A 19,492-nucleotide genomic window follows, 5' to 3' on the forward strand; every position below is an offset into this window, starting at 1 on the left:
GGCGATGCCGCCCAGACCCCTGGGCAGAGCGTCCCGCCATTTCGTCAACCTTGACCCGAATGGAATAGAACATGATCGACACCATCGTCGTAGGTGCCGGTATCGCAGGCATCGCCACGGCACGACTGCTGCACGGCGCAGGTCGGCGTGTGGTCGTCCTCGAGGGGCGTGATCGCATCGGCGGGCGGATGTGGACCGACCGGACTGCGGGCTTCTCGGTGGATCGCGGCGCGTCTTGGATCCACGGCCTGGTCGGAAATCCCCTGACGGAGCTCGTCGCCGGGGTTGGCATGCGGACGGTCGAGTCCACCGTCGGAAGCTTCCAAGCAGGCGGGCGTCCGATCGCGAACTACGACGAGCAGTACGGCTTGCTTGACGAGCAGGCCGCGAGCCGCTGGGTAGCCGATGTTGAAGCGGCTGACCGGCAGCTTCAGGCAGCTGTTGCGGCATCGGAGCCTGGCGCGAACTACGCGCAGGCCACTGAGCGCGCACTCTCGGCACTCGAATGGGACCCGGAGCGGAAGGCGCGTGTCCAGGAGTTCTACCGGCATCGCATTGAGGAGCAGTGCGGAGCATTCATCGAGGATGTCGCCGCCCACGGCCTCGACGAGGACACCATCGATGGGGACGAAGTCCTCTTCCCGGGCGGGTACGACGCGCTCCCGCGTGCCCTTGCTGAGGGCCTGGACATACGCCTCGGGCGTACCGTGAAGGCCATCAGCTGGTCGACCTCAGGGGTGCACGTCGAGACGGAAACCGAGTCGTTCGAAGCGGCGAACGCCGTGGTCACAGTGCCGCTGGGTGTGCTCAAGGCGGAAGCGATCACCTTTTCGCCCGAGCTGCCCGAACCCGTGTCCTCCTCCATTGACCGTATCGGGATGGGAGTGTTCAACAAGGTCTTCCTGCAGTTCCGCGAGCGGTTCTGGCCGGACGGTGTCTACGCGATTCGCCAGCTCGGTGCGGCGAGCGTTCCCTGGCACTCTTGGTACGACGTGTCCGCCGTCAGCGGCAAGCCCATGCTGTTGACGTTCGCCGGCGGCCGGTGGGGCCGGCAGATCGAGACGATGAGCGACGAGGAGATCGTCACCTCAGTCCTTGCGTCTCTTCGGCGGATCTACGGAGATGCGGTCCCCGAACCGGTCGGCCACTGGATCACTCGTTGGGGATCGGATGAGTTCGCTCGCGGCTCCTACTCCTACATCGCGGCGGGCGCCTCACACGCGGATCATGATGCGATGGCGACCCCGGTCGGGGGAGTCCTGCACCTGGCGGGGGAAGCGACCTGGAGCGTCGATCCGGCAACGGTGCACGGGGCGCTTCTTTCTGGTCACCGCGCAGCTGAGCGCGTACTCGGCAGGCCCGTGGCCCTCGGGAGCCTGCTCGACGTCGTTGCCCCGAGCGCAACGCCGGAATGAGTGCTCAGTCGGGCACGACGCCCCACGCGAAGCGGTGGGTGTGAATGCGGTAGTACATGAACGTCTCGACGGTCCGCACTCCGGGGACCGTCCGGAGCCGGCGGTTGATGATCTCGTAGAGCTCGTCCGAGCTGGTGGCGATCACTTCGACGAGCAGATCCACCGACCCTGCCGCCAGGATGACGTAGATGACACCGTCGACCTTGCCGATCGCGTCGGCTGTCTCGTCGATATCACCATCGACGTTGATCGCAAGCATCGCCATGTTCCGGTAGCCGAGCCGGAGCGGGTCGGTCACGCCGACGACCTGGAGGATGCCGTCTTCCTGCAACCTCAACACGCGTGCTCTCACAGCGCCGGCCGACAGCCCGGTCGCGTTCCCGAGCTCTGAGTACGCAAGGCGTCCGTCCTTCTGCAACAGGGTCAGCAGTTGCCGATCGATCTCGTCGAGGACGTATTCGTGATGGCGGGTGCCCGCGGGCTCAGCACTCATGTTGACCAGTATGAACCCATGAGCACGGGTGGGTGATGAATCAGCTGTAACAGATCCCTTATGATGCTGAATCAGCAGTATGAAACGGGGTTTGCGAATGAATCAAGCGTGGGAGCTGCCGCGTCCTGCCGTCACGGCTTCCGAAGCGAACATGATCGCGAGAGACCTGTTCGGCGTCGAAGGGCACGTAATCGAGCTCGGCAGCCAACAGGACCGGAACTTCCTCATCGATGACGACCATGGCGGACGCTGGCTGCTCAAAGTCAGCAACTCGGCGTTCAGCGAGGCGGTGGTCGACGCGCAGAACGCGATCATGCGACGCCTCCACGAACATGGACTGAACGTTCCTCAGCCCGTGCAGACCGTTGATGGCGGATACAAGGCACCGGTGGAGCTTCGAGACGGGCGGCATTTCGCACGGCTTCTCACCTGGGTCGAAGGAAGGCCGTTGATCGAGCGGTCGCACCTGTCGGAGCGGACCCTCCAGAGCATCGGTGAGCTCGTCGGTGACGTCAGCCTCGCACTCGTGGGGTTCGCTCACCCGGGGTTGAACCGGTCCATCCAGTGGGACCTGCGCCGAGCCGGTGAAGTGATCTTCGGGCTGCTCGGCTTCGTGCGCGACCACTCTCGGCGAACGACAGTCGAGAAGGCGACGCTGCGCTCGCTTCAAGCGGTCAACCCAGTCGCTGACAAGCTTCCGGTGCAGACCGTGCATGGAGACTTGACGGACGACAACATCGTGATCGATGACGAGGGCCGAGTGAGCGGCATCATCGACTTCGGCGATGCCGCCGACAGCTGGCGCATCGGTGAATTGGTGATCGCATGCAGTTTCGTCCTGCATCACGACCCGTCTCGACCGCTCGCCATCCTGCCGCTCATCGCCGCATTCGATCGGAAGATCGGGCTCACCGAAGAGGAGATCGGAGTCATCTGGCCGCTGCTCGTGCTCCGGGGGGCGGCACTTGTCGTGAACGGGCTGCAGCAGGTGAGTATCGACCCTGAGAACGACTACGCCCGCAACGCACTGGAGCGCGAGTGGGTCGTGTTCGCGACAGCCTCCCATCACGACGCCGACGTGATGACGGCGGCCATCCGTGCCGCAATCCGCACCGACTCCGCACCACTTGAGGGATGGCGCGACGCCGTCCCGTTCATCCAGGATGTCCGCGAAATCCAGGAAGTGGTGCTCGGTTACGACAGTCGAACGCTTGAGAACGGCGAATGGCTAGGCGACGCCGAACTTGTCGAGACCGCGCAACTCGAGGCTGCAAGCCAGAAGGGGCTTGCTGTCACTCGATTCGCCGAGCCTCGCCTTACTCGTGCCGGCGTTCCCGGCCCGGAAGAACCGGTCAACGTGCCACTGTTCGTTGATGTCGCCTCGTCTTCACCAATCGACCTCATTGCTCCCGTATCGGGGCGCGTCGCCGCAGACGGATGGGCCATCACACTCACAGCAGGCGACCTTGCACTCGTCATCGAAGGGGAGCCGCGGGGGATGATCCACCACGGCGAAGTCGAGGCCGGCCAGCGAATCGCGACCTTCGATGGACGGATCAAGGTCTGGTACGTCACCGCTGACCGAGCCGAAGCGCCGCAGCAGCTTCCACGGTTCGTACGCTCGAGCGAAGCACCAGGATGGCGTAGCGTCTTCCTCGACCCGGCAGAGCTCCTCACCCCAAGCGGCGAGCATCGGGAAGTCGACCCGAACGCCGAACTCGAGCGACGCGGCCGCGCGTACGCGCCGCTCCAGGGGCACTACTACCTGCGGCCGCCGCAGATCGAGCGGGGCTGGCGCGAGTACCTGATCGACACCAACGGCCGCCACTACCTCGACATGGTCAACAACGTGACCGCGCTCGGCCACGGTCACCCCCGGCTCGCGGCAGCGGTCGCGGACCAATGGCGCATGCTGAACACGAATTCGCGGTTCCACTATCGCTCCGTCGCCGAGTTCAGCGAGCGGCTCCTCGAGACGGTGCCGGCCCCGCTCGACACGGTGCTCCTGGTCAATAGCGGCACGGAGGCTGTCGACCTCGCCCTTCGCCTTGCCCGCGCGCACACGGGCCGGGAGGACGTGGCCTGCGTGAGCGAGTCCTACCACGGTTGGTCCGTCGCCGCCGACGCCGTCTCAGCGAGCGTGTCGGACAATCCGCTCGCCGAACAGACAAGGCCCTCATGGGTACACGTGCTCGAGGCGCCGAACGCCTACCGCGGGCGGTACCGTGGCGCCGGCGCGGGGATGCACTACGCCCGCGACGCCGTTCGCCAGATCGAGGCGTGGTCGGCGGAGGGAACGCCCATCGGGGCGTTCATCGCGGAGCCCCGACACGGCAACGCGGGAGCCATCGAGGTGCCCGACGGCTATCTCCTCAAGGTTTACGCGGCGATTCGAGCCGACGGTGGTTTGTGCATCGCCGACGAAGTGCAGGTCGGGTACGGCCGCCAGGGCGACGTCTTCTGGGGATTCGAGCAGCATCCCGGAGTGGTCCCCGACATCATCACCGTGGCGAAGGCGATGGGCAACGGCCACCCGCTCGGTGCGGTGATCACACGCTCCGAGATCGCCCAGTCGCTCGCGGCGCAGGGAACCTTCTTTTCCTCCGCAGGCGGGAGCACCCTGAGCGCGAAGCTCGGCACCACTGTTCTGGACATCATCAGGGACGAAGGGCTCCAAGAAAACGCCGGCGCCATGGGGCAGCGACTCCTCGAAGGATTCGCCCGCCTTTCTGAACGCCACAGTCTCATCGGCGCAGCACACGGGCGCGGCCTCTATCTCGGGCTGGAACTCGTGCGCGACCGCATCACGCTGGAACCTGCCACAGCAGAGACCCGGGCACTGTGCGATCGGCTGCTTCAACTCGGCGTCATCGTGCAACCCACCGGTGACCGGCAGAACGTGCTGAAGATCAAACCGCCCCTGTGTGTGAGCACTGCCAGCATCGACCACTTCCTCGATGCGCTCGACACGGCGCTTTCCGACGCGATCTAGGCGCTCAGCACCTTGCGGAGCAGGTCGCCGAACTCGGCGGGGTGCGTGCTGAGGCCCGTGTGCCCGCCGGGGAAGTGGATGAGCTCCGTGCCGAGCCGCTCGGCCAGGAAGGCGGCGGGACGGTAGGGCAGTTCACCGTTCGAGTCCGTTCCGCCCGCGAGCACGAGCCGGTCCGACAGGGCCTTCAGACGATCCACGTCCGGGACGTAGGCCATGAAGCTCGGCACGATACGCCCGACGAAGTAGGGCATGTTCGCCATCGTCCGCTCGGCTCGCGCCGCCGCCTGGGGCGGTAGCCGGGTGGCGGCCCGAGCGGTGACGGGTGGGGCGCCGGGCCGTCGGAGGCCCGCCGCGAACTCGGCCACCGCGGGCATCAGCCCGTCCCGGCGGAACGTGTCCCGGACGCGGGCGAGCATCGCGCGATGCTCGGCGGCGTCCGGCAGCACCTCCACCATCGGCGGCTCGTGCGCGACGACGCGTTCGACCCGTTCGGGATGGGTGGTGAGCAGGTGCAGCGCGACGATCGCCCCCGAACTGCAGCCGACCACGCGGGCGGGCGCGTCCGGAGACAGCAGCTCCAGGAGCCGGAACGCGTCGTCGGCGTGCTGCGCGACCCGCTGCCGGTCCTCCGGGTCGTCCAGCGGGCTGCGGGACAGGCCGCGTGGATCGTAGGACACGACGGTGTAATCGGCGGCCAGGTCGTCGGCGATGCCGTCGAAGGACGCCGCGTCGCCCGCGCCGCCGGGGATCAGCAGCAGGAGCGGGCCCCGTCCGCGTACCTCGTAGTGCAGGGTGGCGCCGTCCACGCGCAGGCGGCCGACGGTCGGGCTGGTCATGCGGGGTCTCCTTCATCGTGTGCGGGCCAGTGCTCCAGGAGGGTGTGCAGGCCGTCGACGCAGCGGAGCCAGGAGTCCTCCACCGGGCGCGCGTGCGCGAACCCGCCGGCGGCCTCGAGGCTGACGAAGCCGTGGAGCATGCTGCGCATGATCCGGACCGCGTCGGTCAGGTCGGGCTCCCGCAGTGCGTAGGCGCGCAGCATGCTGTAGGTCAGCTCGACCGCGCGCCGCGGCCCGGGCGCCCCGGCCAGGAGCTCGGGATCGATCTGTATCGGGATCTGCGTCGCCGTGTACCGTCCCGGGTGGTCGTGGGCGTACTGCCGGTAGGCGTTCGCGTACGCGACCAGCGCGTCCTTTCCGGCACGCCCGGCGATGGCCTCCGCGATGCGGATGGTCTTCTCGTCCGCCGCCAGCAGTGCGATCCGACCGCGCAGGTCCTCAAGGTTGCGGACGTGCGCATAAAGGCTGGCGTCCTTCACCCCGAGTCGTCGCGCCACCGCCGACATGGTCACGTGGTCGAGCCCGACCTCGTCCGCCAGCTCGGCGCCGGCGAGCGTCACCCGATCCGCCGTCAACCCGGCCCGGACCATGCGCATACCGCCCTTCTCCTAGAAGCCTTCGGCTCTTCCTAGTAGCCCTAGTTTAAGCCTTGGGCCCCAAGGATAGCGAGAAAAGCCGCATGTTGAGCAAGGGAATATGCGTCATCGCGACGTTCCGGAGCCATGACCACGAGTGACGGCCTCCGGCGCAGACCGACACGCCAAGATCGGCACTGCCGCATCGATCGCGGGATCACGCGGCCGGCCGGCCCCGGCACGACTCACCGCACGGCGTCCTGGGGATACCAGCGCAGCTCGACGATGTTGCCGTCCGGGTCCTGCACGTACACCGACTGCGCGTCGCCACGCGCGCCGAACCGGCCGACCGGCCCCTCCAGCACGGTGAGGACGCCGGAATCGATCACCTCCTGCCAGTCCACGGGATCCACGACAAGGCAGAAGTGGTCCACGTTGGACTCGCCACGCGGGCGCTCGACCAGGTCGATGATGGTGGACTCGTTGACCCGCACCGACGGGAAGGGCGCCTTACCCGCCCGCCATTCAGCGACCCGCTCCTCTTCGAGTCCGAGGGTTCCCGAGTAGAACTCCAGCGCCCGCTCAACATCCCGTACGTTGAGCACCAGGTGATCGAAGGCTTTCACGCGCACCGAAATCTCCTTCATGAGGATTGGAGGGCCGGCCTATTTACTGGCCGGTGCCAACGCATCGCCGGGGGCGGTGCGTGAGGTCTTCTGGCGGGTGCCGAGTGTGAGGAGCAGCGAAGCCGCGGTCAGGGCCACGCCGAACCAGACGACACTTGTGACACCCAGATGATCGGCGAACAGTCCACCGAAAAGCGCCCCGAGCGCAATGGACGTGTTATACGCCATGGTGTTGAGTGACATCGCGGCTTCGAAGGTGTCGGGCGCGGCGGCCTGCGTCATGTTGACCTGGCACAGCTGCACGACACCGAAGGAAACTCCCCAGAGGATCAGCGCGATAACCGAACCGGCCTGCCCGTGGCCGATCGTGAGCAGCAACAACAGGGACACCACGAGTCCGGCGCAGCCGACGATGAAACTGCCTCGCAAACTCTTGTTCACCGTGTATCCGGCGATGAAGTTCCCGGCCGCGCCTCCTGCGCCGTAAAGCACCAGCAGCACGGTGATGAAGAAGGGCGTGGCGGATGCGCTGTCCTCCAGGTAGGGGCGCACGAACGTGTACGCGCCGAAATGGCCGAGCACGAAGAGTACGACGGTGAACAGCACCAGACGTAGCGGCACGTTCTTCAGGGGGAGCCCGAAGACCTCCCGCACCGAGACCGCGTTCGTCGACGACAGCGATGGAATGGTGGCGACGACGGCGACGAGCACCAGCGCGCCGAGGCCGGACCAGATGAGAAGCGTGGTTCGCCAGTCGGTGAGGCTTTCCAGGATCGTTCCCAGCGGCATGCCCGCGACCGCGGCGATCGAGATGCCGGACATCACGACCGCGGCCGCTCTGCTCGCGTGACGTTCCGGAACAAGGCGTATCGCCATGCTCACGCCTATGGCCCAGAACACGCCGTTGGCGAATCCCATGATGAGCCGCGTTGTCAGGACCAGCGCATAGTTCGGCGAGGTGGCGGTGATGAGGTTGCCCAGGGTCAGTATCACCAGGAGCGTGGACAGCAGCACGCGTCGGTTGACGCGCCTGGACCAGGCCACGATGAACGGTACGCCCAGCCCGGCTGACACGCCGTACAGAGTAACCATCAGCCCGGCGATGCCCACTGATATGCCCAGGCTTGTGCTTATCGGAGTAAGGAGGCCAACGGGCATCAACTCCGTGGTGAGAAAGACGAACAGACTGGCTGTGATCGCGGAAACCCCCAGCCATGACCTCAAGGCCGAGTGAGGCTGTCTATCACGCGTGGTCATTCTCTTCTCTCTGATCGTTCGTGTTATGGACCGTGGATGAAACGGATGACCCGCGGTTCGCGATGCAGCCGCGCGGCCGCGATGATGAGCGCGCGCTTCAGGGGTCCGTCATGGCTCAAGGGTGCGCGACCATCGATCAATGAGTCCAACACATACTTTTCATCGTGATCGATCGTGATGCACGATGGTTGCATGGAGCTGCAGCAACTGAGGTACGTCCTCGCGGTCGCGGAGACCAGCAACTTCACCCGGGCCGCCGAACGCTGCCGGGTCGTGCAGTCGGCGCTCAGCCATCAGATCGCCAGCCTGGAACGGGAGCTGGGCACCCGGCTGTTCGAGCGCACCAGCCGGCGCGTACGGCTGACGCCGGCCGGAGAGGCCTTCCTGCCCGCGGCCCGGGATTGTCTGGAGGCCGCGGATCGCGCGCGGGCCGAAGTCACGGCCGCCAGCGGGGAGGTCCGCGGCCGGCTCGCCATCGGCGCCATCCCCACAGTCGCGGCCGTCAACCTGCCGGTCGCCCTGAGGGACTACCGCCGACGCCATCCGCGGGTGCACATCACGCTCGCCTCGGCGGGGAGCGATGATCTGATCGAGCGGGTCCGGCGAGGCGGTGTCGACGTCGCGTTCCTTGGCCTGCCGCCCCGTGTGGAACCGAAGGGCGTCCAGAGTCGCCGGCTCGGCGGAGGCGAACTGGTCGCCGTGGTCGCGCCGGATTACCACCTGACGGAGAACGAGGTGGACCTGAGGGGCCTGGCGGACGAACCGTTCATCGACTTCCGCTCCGGCTCGACCGGGCGGGCACAGTCGGACGAGGCCTTCGCGGCCGCGGGGGTCCAGCGTGAGGTGCCCTTCGAGGTGTCGGCCGCCGACTTCATGGTCGATCTGGTACGGCAGGGCCTCGGAGTGGGCATGCTGCCGGCCGCGTACGCGCCGCGCTTCTCCGACCTGCGCGTCATCCGCCTTCGCGATGCCCCTACGCGGGTGGAGCACCTGATCTGGCACACCCGGCCGTCCCCGGCGGCCGCGGCCTTCCTTGAGCTGATTCGCGCTGATCAGCCGGAGAGCGTCTCCCGTCCGGGCAGCGCCGGACGGGAGACCTTCTCCGCGTGATCACCCACGTGAGAACCGGAGCTCCGTCGCGCCCCGAGATGCCGCACGCCACGACACGCTCCCCGGGAAGATGAGCCCCGCGCGGCCGCCAACGCAGCCGACGACCTGGGTGAGCCCCTCGTCTGGGCACGTCTCCCGGCGGCATCCCAGTCGGGAGGCGCTCGTTCTGTCGCCGTCAGCCGAGGTCGGCGGTGCCGTACACGATCTTTCCGCCGACCATGGTGAGCAGGACCTTGGTCTGGGCGATCTGCTCGGCGGGGACCTTCATGACGTTGCGGTCCAGCACGATCAGGTCGGCGAACTTGCCCGCCTCCAGCGAGCCGGTGTACGCCTCCTGCCTGAGCTGGTAGGCGCCGTTGTAGGTGACGGCGCGGATGGCGGCTGCGCGGGTGAGTCGCTGGTGGGGCGTCATGGCGCCCTCCTTGGCGTAGGTGCTGTCCGGGGCGGCGGTGCGGGTGAGGACGGTCTTGATCGCGGTCCACTCGTCCAGCGGGTCCACCGGCCAGTCGCTGCCGAGGGAGACCCGGCCGCCGGCACGGACGATGTCACCTTCCGGCTCGTAGTTCGCCCAGCGTCGCGCGCCCAGGTACGGCTTGACCGACTCGACCGAGTCGGGGGCGGGCTTGGCCCAGTGGAAACCCATCGCCGCGGTGACGTTCAGCTTGGCGAACCGGGGGACGTCGGCGGGATCGACCAGCTCGGCGTGCGCGATCGCGGGGCGGACGGCGGAGTGCCCGGCGGTCAGCACGGTACGGCGGGGGAGGATATTCTCCACGGGATTCTCCTTCTGAATGCGATGGGCGGATGACTGACCGGACCAGGACGCAGGAGCGTGGCCGTCAGGCGCGCCGCACGGTGTTGGAGGCCGCGCTGGCCGAGATCGCGGAGCGGCCGGTGGCCGAGATCCAGGTCCAGCAGATCGCCGACCGCGCAGGGATGAGCCCGGCGCGGGTTCTGTACTACTTCCAGTCGAGGGACCGGATCCTCGCCGAGACCTTCCGCTGGAGCGAGCGGATGCTGGCCGAGCGGCGGGCGCTCGAGCTGGACGGGGTCACCGATCCCGAGGAGCGGCTGGATCGCTTCGTCCGGCTCTACCTGCCGGAGGACAGTCACGACGTCTCCTGGAAGCTCTGGCTGGAGGCCTGGCTGCGCTCGGTGACCAATGACGAGATGAGCCGTACGGCGGACGAGATAGACACCGGCTGGATGCGGGATCTCACCGCGATCATCGATGACGGCGTGGCGAGCGGGGTCTTCCGCCCGGTCGCCGTCGAGGAGTTCCTGCCGTGGTTCAACGCGCTGCTGGACGGCCTGGCGGTCCACGTGCTCATCGGGCGTCTCGGCCGGGACCGGGCCGTGCGGACCGCGCTGGGACATGCCGCCGATGAGCTGCGCATCGCGCCCACCTCTTGAACTTGAATCAAATTTAACTTGGATCCGGAGTATCACGAGTGGCGGGCGCGCGCGTCAATAGCGGGACATGTCACGAATGCGAACGGCCGCCCGCCCCGGCGCCCATGAGGCGAGGGGACGGGCGGCCGCCGGTGCCTCAGGGGGCGGGGATCCACTCCGTCGCGGTGGTGAGCGCCTCCAGGTCGGACGGCTCGGGCGTGACACCGATGCCGGGCCCGGCCGGTACCGCCAGCTCGCCGTTCACCAGCGTGAACGGCGCGGTGACGTCCCGCTCGTAGTACCGCGCGGTGGCGGAGATGTCACCCGGCAGGGTGAACCCGGGCAGCGCGGCGAGCGCCAGGTTGGCGGCCCGGCCGAGCCCGGTCTCCAGCATCCCGCCGCACCACACGGGCAGGCCGTGGGCGGCGGCGACGTCGTGGATGCGGCGCGCCTCCAGATAGCCCCCGACCCGGCCCGGCTTGATGTTGATGATCGAGCATGCCCCCTGCCGGATCGCGGTGACGGCGTCGCGGGCCGAGGTGATGCTCTCGTCGAGGCAGATCGGGGTGCCGATCATCGCCGCGAGCCGGGCGTGCGCGTGCAGGTCGTCGGGGGCGAAGGGCTGCTCGATCATGGCCAGGCCGTACGCGTCCAGCTCGGCCAGGTGGCGGGCGTCGGCGGGCCGGTAGGCGGTGTTGGCGTCGACGGTGAGCATCACGTCCGCGCCGAAGGTCTCCCGCACCCGGGCGACGGGTTCCAGGTCCCAGCCGGGCTCGATCTTCAGCTTCACCCGGGCGTACCCCGCCGCGAGGTGGCGGTCCACGGTGTCGAGCAGCTCGTCGATGGTGTCGGTGATGCCCACCGAGACGCCGACCGGGAGGCTGCGCCGTACGGCGCCCAGGTAGGCGGCGAGGGACACGCCCCGGGCGCGCAGCCAGGCGTCGAGCACGGCCGTCTCGACCGCTGACTTGGCCATGACGTGGCCGCGCAGATGGCGCAGGGCCGGCGCGACGGCGGCCGGGTCCAGGTCGATCGGGAAGAGCGCGGGGACGAGGAAGCGGCGGATCACGTCGGCCGCCCCCTCCAGGTACTCGGGGGAGTAGGTGGGATCGTCCTCCGCGGCGCACTCCGCCCACCCCTCACCCTCGTCGGTCGCCACGCGTACGAGCAGGGCGTCGCGCACGGTCTGGGTGCCGAGCGAGGTGCGGAACGGAGTGACGAGCGGGAGCGCGACGCGACGCAGTTCGACGCCTTCGAGCTTCACGCGGCACCTCCCCGGGTGAGCAGGTACCACCCGGAGCGGGTGAACCCGGCGATCCGGTAGCCGTCGGCGAGCGCACCGCCCAGCGCGTCGCCGAGCGCGGTCCGCCACCGCCTGGCCGCGCCGGGGTCGTCCACGCGCAGCCGCTCGACGTCCGGCGGGGTCGCGCAGCGCAGCCACGGCGCGCCCCTGCCCGCACGTACGGCCCCGGCCTCGTCGAGGATCGCCACGGCGGCGGGCGCGGTGACGGGGGGCGCTGCGGCGGACGCGGTGCCCGACGCGGGGACGGGCCAGGTGACGAAGAGGCGGTCGGAGACGTCGCCGTCGTTGATGCCGTCGCTCAGCGGGCCGTAGAAGTCGGGCAGGTACTCGACGGCCGTCGCCCCGAGCCGGGTCAGGTTGAAGTAGGCGTTGCGGCGGACCAGCGGGTCGAAGGTCCAGGTGATGGCGGTCAGGTCGTGCTCGGCCGCCCAGGCGCGCTGGTGTCGCTTGAGCGCCAGGCCGACGCCGCGCCCCTGCGCCTCCCGGGCGACTCCGGCGATGTGGGAGTGCAGGGTGCCCCCGGCGGCGAGGAACCCGGCGGCGACCCCCACCAGCTCGTCGTCCAGGAAGGCGCCGCCGACGTAGCCGCCGGTGTGGGCAAGCGCGCACATCATGTCCAGGGCGAGGGGCGCGTCGTCGCCGGGCCCGGTGCCCCAGATCCGGCGCAGCAGCCGGTCGGCCCGCTGGAGGTCGGAGGTGGCGTGCAGGGACAGGAGGCGTACCCCGGCCGGAGCCGGGGCGAGGAGTTCGACCATGCTCCACAGCATCCCGCCGGGGGCGTGCACACCGCGTTGGCGCGGACGCCGAACTTCACCCGGGCGGATTTGTGGCGCCGCTCAGCCGTAGCTGGAGTGCCAGGACCAGGCGGATGTCCGGATCGTCCAGGTCGATCAGCTCGCCGATCCGGCGCAGCCGGTAGCGCAGCGTGTTCGGGTGCAAGGAGAGCAGCTCCGCGGCCCGGGGCACGTCGTAGTGGGCGGCCAGCCAGACCCGCAGGCTGCGCACGTAGTCGGTGCCGTACCGGCCGTCGTGCTCGGCGACCGGCCGCAGCGGCTCGCCGTACAGCGAGGGCCGGGAGCGCATGGAGGTGTCGGCGTCCATCAGGAACAGCGCGGCCGACAGCTCCTCGTGGTGGCCGACCTCGGCGTCCGCGAAGGGCCCGCACAGCGCGCGCAGCGCCTCCTCGGCCTGGCGGGCGCTCGTGGGGGCCGAGGAGACCGAGGGGACGGTCCGGCCGATGCCCGCGCGCCAGCGTCCGCCGAGCCGGTCGGCGACCCTGGCCAGGGTGTCGGCGGTGATCCGGCGCAGCAGCGGGGCCGCCGAGTCCGCGGCGACGATCGCGTAGGCGCGGCCGTCGACCGCTCCGGCCGCTGCCCGCATCCGGTACGCGGCGTAGGCGGTGCGCAGCAGGTCGCCGGCGTGGGTCGCGGCGAAGGCGTCGGCCGGGCGGGCGTGCGGGCCGACCGTCACCACGGTCACCGGCTCGTCGGGGAGCAGGCCGAAGGAGGTGGCCAGTTCCCTGACCGGGCCGATGCCGCGCAGCAGCCGGTCCAGGCACTCGTCCCGGCGGCGGCGCGCCTCGTCGGCGGCCAGGTTGATCCTGGCCAGGTGGGGCGCGGCGGCGCGGGCCGCTTCCGCGAGCACGTCCCCGGCGTCGGGCGCGAGCGGGTCCTCCGCCCGGACCACCCAGATCGTGCCGAGCGCCTCGCCGCGCGCGCGGATCGCGATGGCCAGCCGAGGATAGAACTCGCGCGGCTCGTAGCTCCACACCGCGTCCTCGGCGCGCAGCACCGCGGCGTACTCCTCGGTGTTGGTCGGGTGTTCGGGCACCCTGCGGCCGAGGATGCCCTCCCTGCGCAGGTCGTCGATCGGCTGGCCCTCGACCGTGGAGTACGCGAGGACCCGCATGGCGAGGTCCTCGATCGCCACGGCGCCGCCCACCCGGATCGCCACCTGGTTGGCCAGCGCGAACAGATCGGCCGCCCAGGCGTCGCCCAGGTTCTCGGCGGGGGCCACCACCGCGAGCAGCGCGTCGATGAGCGTGTAGAGCTGCCCCCAGGAAAGGTCGGGAGCGGCGGCCAGCAGCGCCGTACGGGCGGCGCGGGCCGCCTCGGCCAGCGGCTCCGGGTCGCAGGTGCCCGGCTTGACGATCACGACCGCGACCCCCGCCTCGCCCGCGCGGGCCAGCACCTCGGCGGACGGCCGCCCGGTCACCAGCAGGACCGCGCCGTCGAGGCCGGTCATCGGCTCCTCGGGGTCGTAGATGACCGGCGTACCGACCAGCAGTTCCCGCCCGCGCGGCAGGGCGAGCGCCCGCACCACCTCGGCGCCCAGGCTGTCCAGCAGCACCCCGAGGGTGACCCGCCCGCGCGCCGTCACGGGGCGCCCCGCCGCAGCACCGTGCCGTGCCTGCCCCCGGTGAACTCGCCGTCGGCGATCACCTCGTGCCCGGCGAGGAGGACGTGCCGTACGCCGGTGGGGCGCGCGTCGGGCGTCTCGTACGTGCCGGGGTGGCCGACGGCGGCCGGGTCGAAGGCGCAGACGTCGGCCACGGCGCCGGGACCGAGCCAGCCGCGGTCGGTGAGCCCGAACTGGGCCGCCACCGCCGAGCTGACCTTCCGGATCGCCTCGGCCATCGGCACGACCTTCCGCTCCCGGACGTACGTCCCGAGGAAGGTGGGGAACGTGCCGAACGTGCGGGGGTGGTTGGGCCCGACCGGAGGGCCGCTGTCGGAGCCGATGGAGACCAGCGGGTCCGCCATGATCGCGGTCACGTCGTCGTCGTGCATGGTGTGGAAGACCCCGGCCGCGTGCGGGTCGGCGCGCAGCAGGTCGCACAGGGCGTCCCACGGGTCGCCGGGCAGGTCGGCCAGCCGCTTCCCGGCGACGGCGGGGTCGGTGTGGGTGAGGATCTGCACGTCCGCCGGGTGCAGCTCCCGCCAGAGGCCGACCCCGACGGCGGTCGCCGGGTCCTCCGCCAGCGCGCGGAGCGCGGCCCGCTCGGCCGGGTCGGCGAGCCGGGCCCGCAGCGCGTCCTCGCCGCCCTCGCAGGCGCGCGGGGGCAGCACGGCGACCAGGCCGGTGCCGAAGGCCCGGTACGGATAGACGTCGGCGCGCACGTCCAGGCCCGCCCGGCGGGCGGCGGCGAGCTTGGCCAGCAGCATGGCGGAGGAACCGTGGACGGCCCGGCCCGACGCCTTGCAGTGCGAGACCTGCAACCGCACGCCGGCCCGGGTGGCGACCGCGATCGCCTCGTCCAGCGCGTCGGCCAGGCCCTCGCTCTCGCTGCGCATGTGCGTGGCGTACGGCAGGTTCCACCGGCGGGCGACCAGCGCGAGCGCGACCAGCTCGTCCGTGTCGGCGTACGCGCCGGGGACGTACTCCAGGCCACTGGACAGGCCGACCGCGCCGGCCGCGAACGACTCGGCGGCGAGGGCGCACATGCGCTCCAGCGCCTCCGGGCCCAGCGCGGCCTCCATCCCGCCCGCGGCCAGCCGCAGCGTGTTGTGCCCGACCAGCACGGCCAGGTTGTTGCTGGGCCCGGCCGCCTGGGCCGCGTCGAGGTACGCGCCGAAGGTGGCGAACGCCTCCCCGGCCAGTACGGCGGGCATGAAGCCGGCGGTGTCGGGGTTGGCCGGGCCGCAGGAGAAGCCGCAGTTGCCGATGATCTCGGTGGTGACGCCCTGGTACAGCTTGAACGGCTGGGGTTCGGTGAGGAAGGGCACGGTGTCGGAGTGGCTGTGCGGATCGACGAACCCCGGCGCGACCACCAGCCCGGAGACGTCGATCACGCGGCGGGCGGCCCCGAGCTCACGCCCGATGGCAGTGACCCGGCCGTCGTCGATCGCGACGTCGGCCTCGCGGGCGGGACCGCCGAACCCGTCGTGGACGGTTCCGTGGCGGAGAAGCAGGTCGTGCATGAGACAAGGCTTCCTTCCAGGGCACTCCGGCCACTATCGACCAAAGTATGGAAATAGGTGGACAAAAGCAGGTCATTCGGGTCGGCCGGAACGGCGGCCGTCACGGGGTCGGCGGGACCGAGGCGAGGAGCCTGCGGGTGTAGTCGTGCACCGGGGCGTCCAGGACCCGGGAGGTCTCGCCCGACTCGACGACCGCGCCCCGGAACAGCACCACCGTCCGATCGGAGATCTGCCGGACGACGGCCAGATCGTGGGTGATGAACAGCAGGGCGGTGCCCAGCTCCCGGCGGATCGTGCGCAGCAGCTCCAGCACGTGCGCCTGGACGGACACGTCCAGCGAGGCCGTCGGCTCGTCGCAGATGAGCAGGGCGGGCCGGACGGCCAGCGCCCTGGCGATGGCGACCCGCTGCCGCTCGCCGCCCGACAGCGCCCGGGGACGGCGGTCCGCGTACGCGGCGGGCAGCCCGACCAGGTCGAGCAGCTCGGCCACCGACGGCCGCCCCTCCGCCCGGCCCTGTGCGGCCGCCTCGGCGAGCGTCGCGCCCACCGTCAGCGCGGGGTTGAGCGAGGTCGAGGGGTCCTGGAACACGCACTGCACCAGCCGGTGCGCCCCCTCTCGGCGCGCCGCCCGCGCGCCCGGGGTCACGTCCAGCCCGGCCAGCTCGATGCGGCCCCCGTCAGGGGTGGCCAGGCCGAGGACGCAGCGGGCCAGCGTCGTCTTGCCCGAGCCGGACTCGCCGACGACGCCGACGCTCTCACCCGCGCCGACATCGAGGGAGACCCCGCCGAGGGCGACGTGCCCGCCGTACTCCTTGCGCAGCTCCTCGACCCGCAGCAGCGTCCCGCCCGCCGGGGCCGCGTCCGGCGCGAGGGCGGGCGGCGCCGTACGGGGGCGGGGGCGGACGTCGTACAGGCAGGCGGTGCGCCGGCCGGGGGAGACCTCGCGGAGCGGCGGGCGGGCCCGCCCGCAGTCGGGCTCGGCCTGGCCGCACCTGGCCGCGAACGCGCACACGTCGGTCACGTCCTCGGCGTGGGGAACGGAGCCGGGGACGGCCTCCAGCCGCGGCAGCGTCGCGGTGACCGAGGGGAGCGCGGCCAGCAACCCGGCCGTGTACGGGTGGGCGGGCGCCCCGGCCACGCCGGAGCCGGGGCCGCTCTCGACGATCCGCCCCGCGTACATGACGGAGACCCGGTCGCACAGCTCGAACGCGACGCGCAGGTCGTGGGTGATCAGCAGCACGCCCATGCCACGCGTCCGCTGCACGCCGCGCAGCAGCATGAGGATCTCGTGCTGGGTGGTCGCGTCCAGCGCGGTGGTCGGCTCGTCGGCGATGAGCAACTCGGGGTCGCGGGCGAGCGCCGCCGCCAGCGCGACCCGCTGCCGCATCCCGCCGGAGAGCTGGAAGGGGTGGCGGGTCGCCACCGAGGGGTCGGCGATGCCCACCTCGGCGAGCCGCCTGAGCACCTCCGCGCGCCGGGCCGCGCGGGGCAGCCGCGGCAGGGACTCGGCGATGTGCGCGCCCGCGGTGCGCAGGGGGTTGAGCATCGCGAAGGGGTCCTGCATGAGGAGCGCCACCCGCGAGCCGCGCACCGACCGCAGCACCCGTTCGCGGGCGCCGAGCAGTTCACGGCCGGACAGGGCGACGGATCCGGTCGCGGTCAGCCCCTTCGGCAGCAGGCCCGCGACGGCGCGGGCGGTCAGGGATTTGCCGCTGCCCGACTCGCCGACCAGGCCGACGGTCTCACCTCGGGAGACGCTCAGATCGACGCCGTCCACGATCAGGTGGCGGCCGGTGACGGTCAGGCCGCCGACGTCCAGCAGGGTCACCGCGCGCCTCCCTCGGACAGGGTCTCGAACAGCCGGTCGCCCAGCAGGGTGGCGGCGGTCGCGACCAGCGTGATCAGGATGACCGGGGCGAGCGCCGCCCACGGGTTGAGGTCGAGCAGGCCGCGGTTCTCCTCGACCATCAGCCCCCAGTCGGGGGTGCCCGCGGGGAGCCCGATGCCGAGGAAGGACAGCCCGGCCAGGGAGACCAGCGCGGCGACGAAGCTGAGCAGGGCGTTCGCGACGACCGTCGGGGCGAGGTTGGGCAGCAGGTGGCGGAACATGATCCGCGCCGGGCGCAGCCCCAGCGTCCTGGCCGCCTCGGCGTAGGCCAGCCCGCGCTGCGCCAGCGTCAGGCTGCGGATCACCCGGATGTCGCCGGGGGTGAACAGCACGGCCATCGCCAGGACGGCCCAGCCGTACCCGCCGCCGAGCACGCCGACCACCACGATCAGCACCAGCATCCCGGGCATCGCGATGGCCAGGTCGATGATCCGCATCATGAGCGCGTCCACCCAGCCGAGCCGGTAGCCGGCGAGCAGGCCGAGCGAGGTGCTGAGCGCGGTCGTGCCCAGCGCGACGAGGACGGGCCAGAACAGCGCCGAGCCGGCGCCGGCCAGCAGCCGCGAGAGCACGTCCCGGCCCAGGTCGTCGGTGCCCAGCCAGTGTGCGGCGCTCGGACCGGCCGCGCCGAGCGCGAGGTCCTGCGCCGCCGGGTCGTACGGCGCCAGCCAGGAGCCGGCGACGGCGGCGACGGCCGCCAGCGCGAGCACGGTGACCAGGACGCCCCTCACGACGTCACCGCGCCGTGCCGCACCCGGGGGTCCACCGCGAGGTAGGCCAGGTCGATGAGCAGGTTCACCGCGACCACGATCGCGCCGCCCAGCAGGACCAGCGCCTGCACGACCGGGATGTCCTTCTGTCCGATGGCGCCGATGAGCAGCGCGCCGAGCCCGTGCAGGCCGAACGCCTGCTCCACGAACAGCGACCCGGTCAGGTTGGCGGCCAGCAGCAGCCCGCCGACGGTCAGCACGGGCAGGGCGGCGTTGCGCAGCGCGTACCCGAGCCAGATCCGGCGGCGGGGGAGGCCGCGCGCCCGCGCGAACGTCAGGAAGTCCTGCCCGGCGAGGTCCAGCGCCGCCGCCCGCATCTGCCGTACCACCATCGCCGTCTGCGCCGCGGCCAGCGCGACGGCGGGCAGGGTGAGGTGGACGATCCGGTCCAGCGGCGTCTCGCCCGCGCCGAAGACGGGGAACCAGCCGAGCGCGACCGCGAAGCCGTACAGCAGGAGGATGCTCAGCGCGAACGGCGGGACGGCGAGCGTGACCAGCGCGGCCAGCGTGATGCCCTGGTCCAGGGCGCCGCCGCGCCGCATCGCGGCGACCAGGCCGAGCGGGACGCCGACGGCGATGGTGAGCAGCAGGGCGTAGCCGGCCAGACTCGCGGTGACCGGCATCCGGTCGGCGATGACGTCCGCGACCGGCTCCCGGGAGTAGATGGAGACGCCGAAGTCGCCGCGCACGGCGTCGCCGAGCCAGCGGGCGTAGCGCACCGGGAACGGGTCGTCGAGGTGGTACTCGGCCCGGATCGCGGCGCGGGTCTCGGCCGTCGAGGGACGGCTGCCGAGCAGCACCTGCTCCGGACCGCCGGGCGAGGCGGCGAGCAGCCCGAAGGTGAGCGCCGAGAGCACGCCGAGCAGGACCAGGGCGGCCGCCAGGCGGCGGCCGAGGAGGGTCAGGACCGCCATG

Annotated in this window: 17 protein-coding genes; 4 read left to right on the forward strand and 13 right to left on the reverse strand. The window is 71.0% G+C overall.

The window, feature by feature from the left end; translation table 11 throughout:
- Positions 1-71: 71 nt before the first annotated feature.
- A complete protein-coding gene (locus tag AWQ68_RS22615; protein WP_066943361.1) occupies positions 72-1,415 on the forward strand; it encodes a flavin monoamine oxidase family protein in 1,344 nt (447 codons plus the stop codon).
- 4 nt (positions 1,416-1,419) lie between these two features.
- On the opposite strand, the gene AWQ68_RS22620 is transcribed toward AWQ68_RS22615, so the two are convergent.
- Positions 1,420-1,908 (reverse strand): Lrp/AsnC family transcriptional regulator, encoded by a 489-nt coding sequence (locus AWQ68_RS22620; RefSeq protein ID WP_066943363.1) that lies wholly within the window; start codon positions 1,906-1,908, stop codon positions 1,420-1,422.
- Between the two features lie 97 nt (positions 1,909-2,005).
- On the opposite strand from AWQ68_RS22620, the gene AWQ68_RS22625 reads away from it, so the two are divergent.
- Positions 2,006-4,900 (forward strand): aminotransferase, encoded by a 2,895-nt coding sequence (locus AWQ68_RS22625; protein WP_169808972.1) that lies wholly within the window; start codon positions 2,006-2,008, stop codon positions 4,898-4,900.
- Here AWQ68_RS22625 and AWQ68_RS22630 read toward each other — a convergent pair.
- The 4 genes from AWQ68_RS22630 to AWQ68_RS22645 form a co-directional block, all read right to left on the reverse strand.
- Entirely contained in the window at positions 4,897-5,736 is an 840-nt protein-coding gene (locus AWQ68_RS22630; protein ID WP_066943367.1) for an alpha/beta fold hydrolase, read from the reverse strand. The genes AWQ68_RS22625 and AWQ68_RS22630 overlap by 4 nt on opposite strands.
- Positions 5,733-6,326 carry a TetR/AcrR family transcriptional regulator gene (locus AWQ68_RS22635; RefSeq protein WP_066943628.1) on the reverse strand — a complete coding sequence of 198 codons (594 nt, stop codon included), beginning with the start codon at positions 6,324-6,326 and terminating at the stop codon, positions 5,733-5,735. The genes AWQ68_RS22630 and AWQ68_RS22635 overlap by 4 nt, the downstream gene beginning before the upstream one ends.
- Positions 6,327-6,556: 230 nt before the next feature.
- Complete coding sequence (locus AWQ68_RS22640) at positions 6,557-6,943, reverse strand: VOC family protein (protein WP_066943369.1); 387 nt, start codon at positions 6,941-6,943, stop codon at positions 6,557-6,559.
- 33 nt (positions 6,944-6,976) lie between these two features.
- The gene (locus AWQ68_RS22645) at positions 6,977-8,194 is read right to left on the reverse strand and encodes an MFS transporter (RefSeq protein WP_084464299.1); all 1,218 of its coding nucleotides are present in this window, start codon (positions 8,192-8,194) and stop codon (positions 6,977-6,979) included.
- A 192-nt stretch (positions 8,195-8,386) separates the two neighbouring features.
- On the opposite strand from AWQ68_RS22645, the gene AWQ68_RS22650 reads away from it, so the two are divergent.
- On the forward strand, positions 8,387-9,304 hold the full coding sequence (locus AWQ68_RS22650; protein WP_066943371.1) for a LysR family transcriptional regulator: 918 nt from the start codon (positions 8,387-8,389) through the stop codon (positions 9,302-9,304).
- 175 nt (positions 9,305-9,479) lie between these two features.
- On the opposite strand, the gene AWQ68_RS22655 is transcribed toward AWQ68_RS22650, so the two are convergent.
- Positions 9,480-10,079, reverse strand: a complete 600-nt coding sequence (locus tag AWQ68_RS22655) for an amidohydrolase family protein (RefSeq protein ID WP_169808973.1) — start codon at positions 10,077-10,079, stop codon at positions 9,480-9,482.
- Between the two features lie 29 nt (positions 10,080-10,108).
- On the opposite strand from AWQ68_RS22655, the gene AWQ68_RS22660 reads away from it, so the two are divergent.
- A complete protein-coding gene (locus tag AWQ68_RS22660) occupies positions 10,109-10,717 on the forward strand; it encodes a TetR/AcrR family transcriptional regulator (RefSeq protein ID WP_066943375.1) in 609 nt (202 codons plus the stop codon).
- Positions 10,718-10,853: 136 nt separating this feature from the next.
- Here the strand turns inward: AWQ68_RS22660 and menC are convergent, their stop codons facing one another.
- From menC to AWQ68_RS22695, 7 genes are all read right to left on the reverse strand, one after another.
- Positions 10,854-11,960, reverse strand: a complete 1,107-nt coding sequence (menC, locus tag AWQ68_RS22665) for an o-succinylbenzoate synthase (RefSeq protein ID WP_066943377.1) — start codon at positions 11,958-11,960, stop codon at positions 10,854-10,856.
- Positions 11,957-12,754, reverse strand: coding sequence for a GNAT family N-acetyltransferase (locus AWQ68_RS22670; RefSeq protein ID WP_245656042.1), 798 nt, complete (start codon positions 12,752-12,754; stop codon positions 11,957-11,959). Before AWQ68_RS22670 ends, menC begins: the two co-directional genes overlap by 4 nt.
- 55 nt (positions 12,755-12,809) lie before the next feature.
- Positions 12,810-14,378 (reverse strand): PucR family transcriptional regulator, encoded by a 1,569-nt coding sequence (locus tag AWQ68_RS22675; RefSeq protein ID WP_066943379.1) that lies wholly within the window; start codon positions 14,376-14,378, stop codon positions 12,810-12,812.
- Positions 14,375-15,919, reverse strand: a complete 1,545-nt coding sequence (locus AWQ68_RS22680; protein ID WP_066943381.1) for an N-acyl-D-amino-acid deacylase family protein — start codon at positions 15,917-15,919, stop codon at positions 14,375-14,377. Before AWQ68_RS22680 ends, AWQ68_RS22675 begins: the two co-directional genes overlap by 4 nt.
- A gap of 100 nt (positions 15,920-16,019) precedes the next feature.
- The gene (locus AWQ68_RS22685; RefSeq protein WP_066943383.1) at positions 16,020-17,747 is read right to left on the reverse strand and encodes a dipeptide ABC transporter ATP-binding protein; all 1,728 of its coding nucleotides are present in this window, start codon (positions 17,745-17,747) and stop codon (positions 16,020-16,022) included.
- A complete protein-coding gene (locus tag AWQ68_RS22690; RefSeq protein WP_066943385.1) occupies positions 17,744-18,538 on the reverse strand; it encodes an ABC transporter permease in 795 nt (264 codons plus the stop codon). Before AWQ68_RS22690 ends, AWQ68_RS22685 begins: the two co-directional genes overlap by 4 nt.
- Complete coding sequence (locus AWQ68_RS22695; protein WP_066943386.1) at positions 18,535-19,491, reverse strand: ABC transporter permease; 957 nt, start codon at positions 19,489-19,491, stop codon at positions 18,535-18,537. Before AWQ68_RS22695 ends, AWQ68_RS22690 begins: the two co-directional genes overlap by 4 nt.
- Position 19,492: the final 1 nt, after the last annotated feature.

Origin of the sequence: Microtetraspora fusca (assembly GCF_001570365.1) — a bacterium.
Lineage (GTDB): Bacteria > Actinomycetota > Actinomycetes > Streptosporangiales > Streptosporangiaceae > Microtetraspora > Microtetraspora fusca.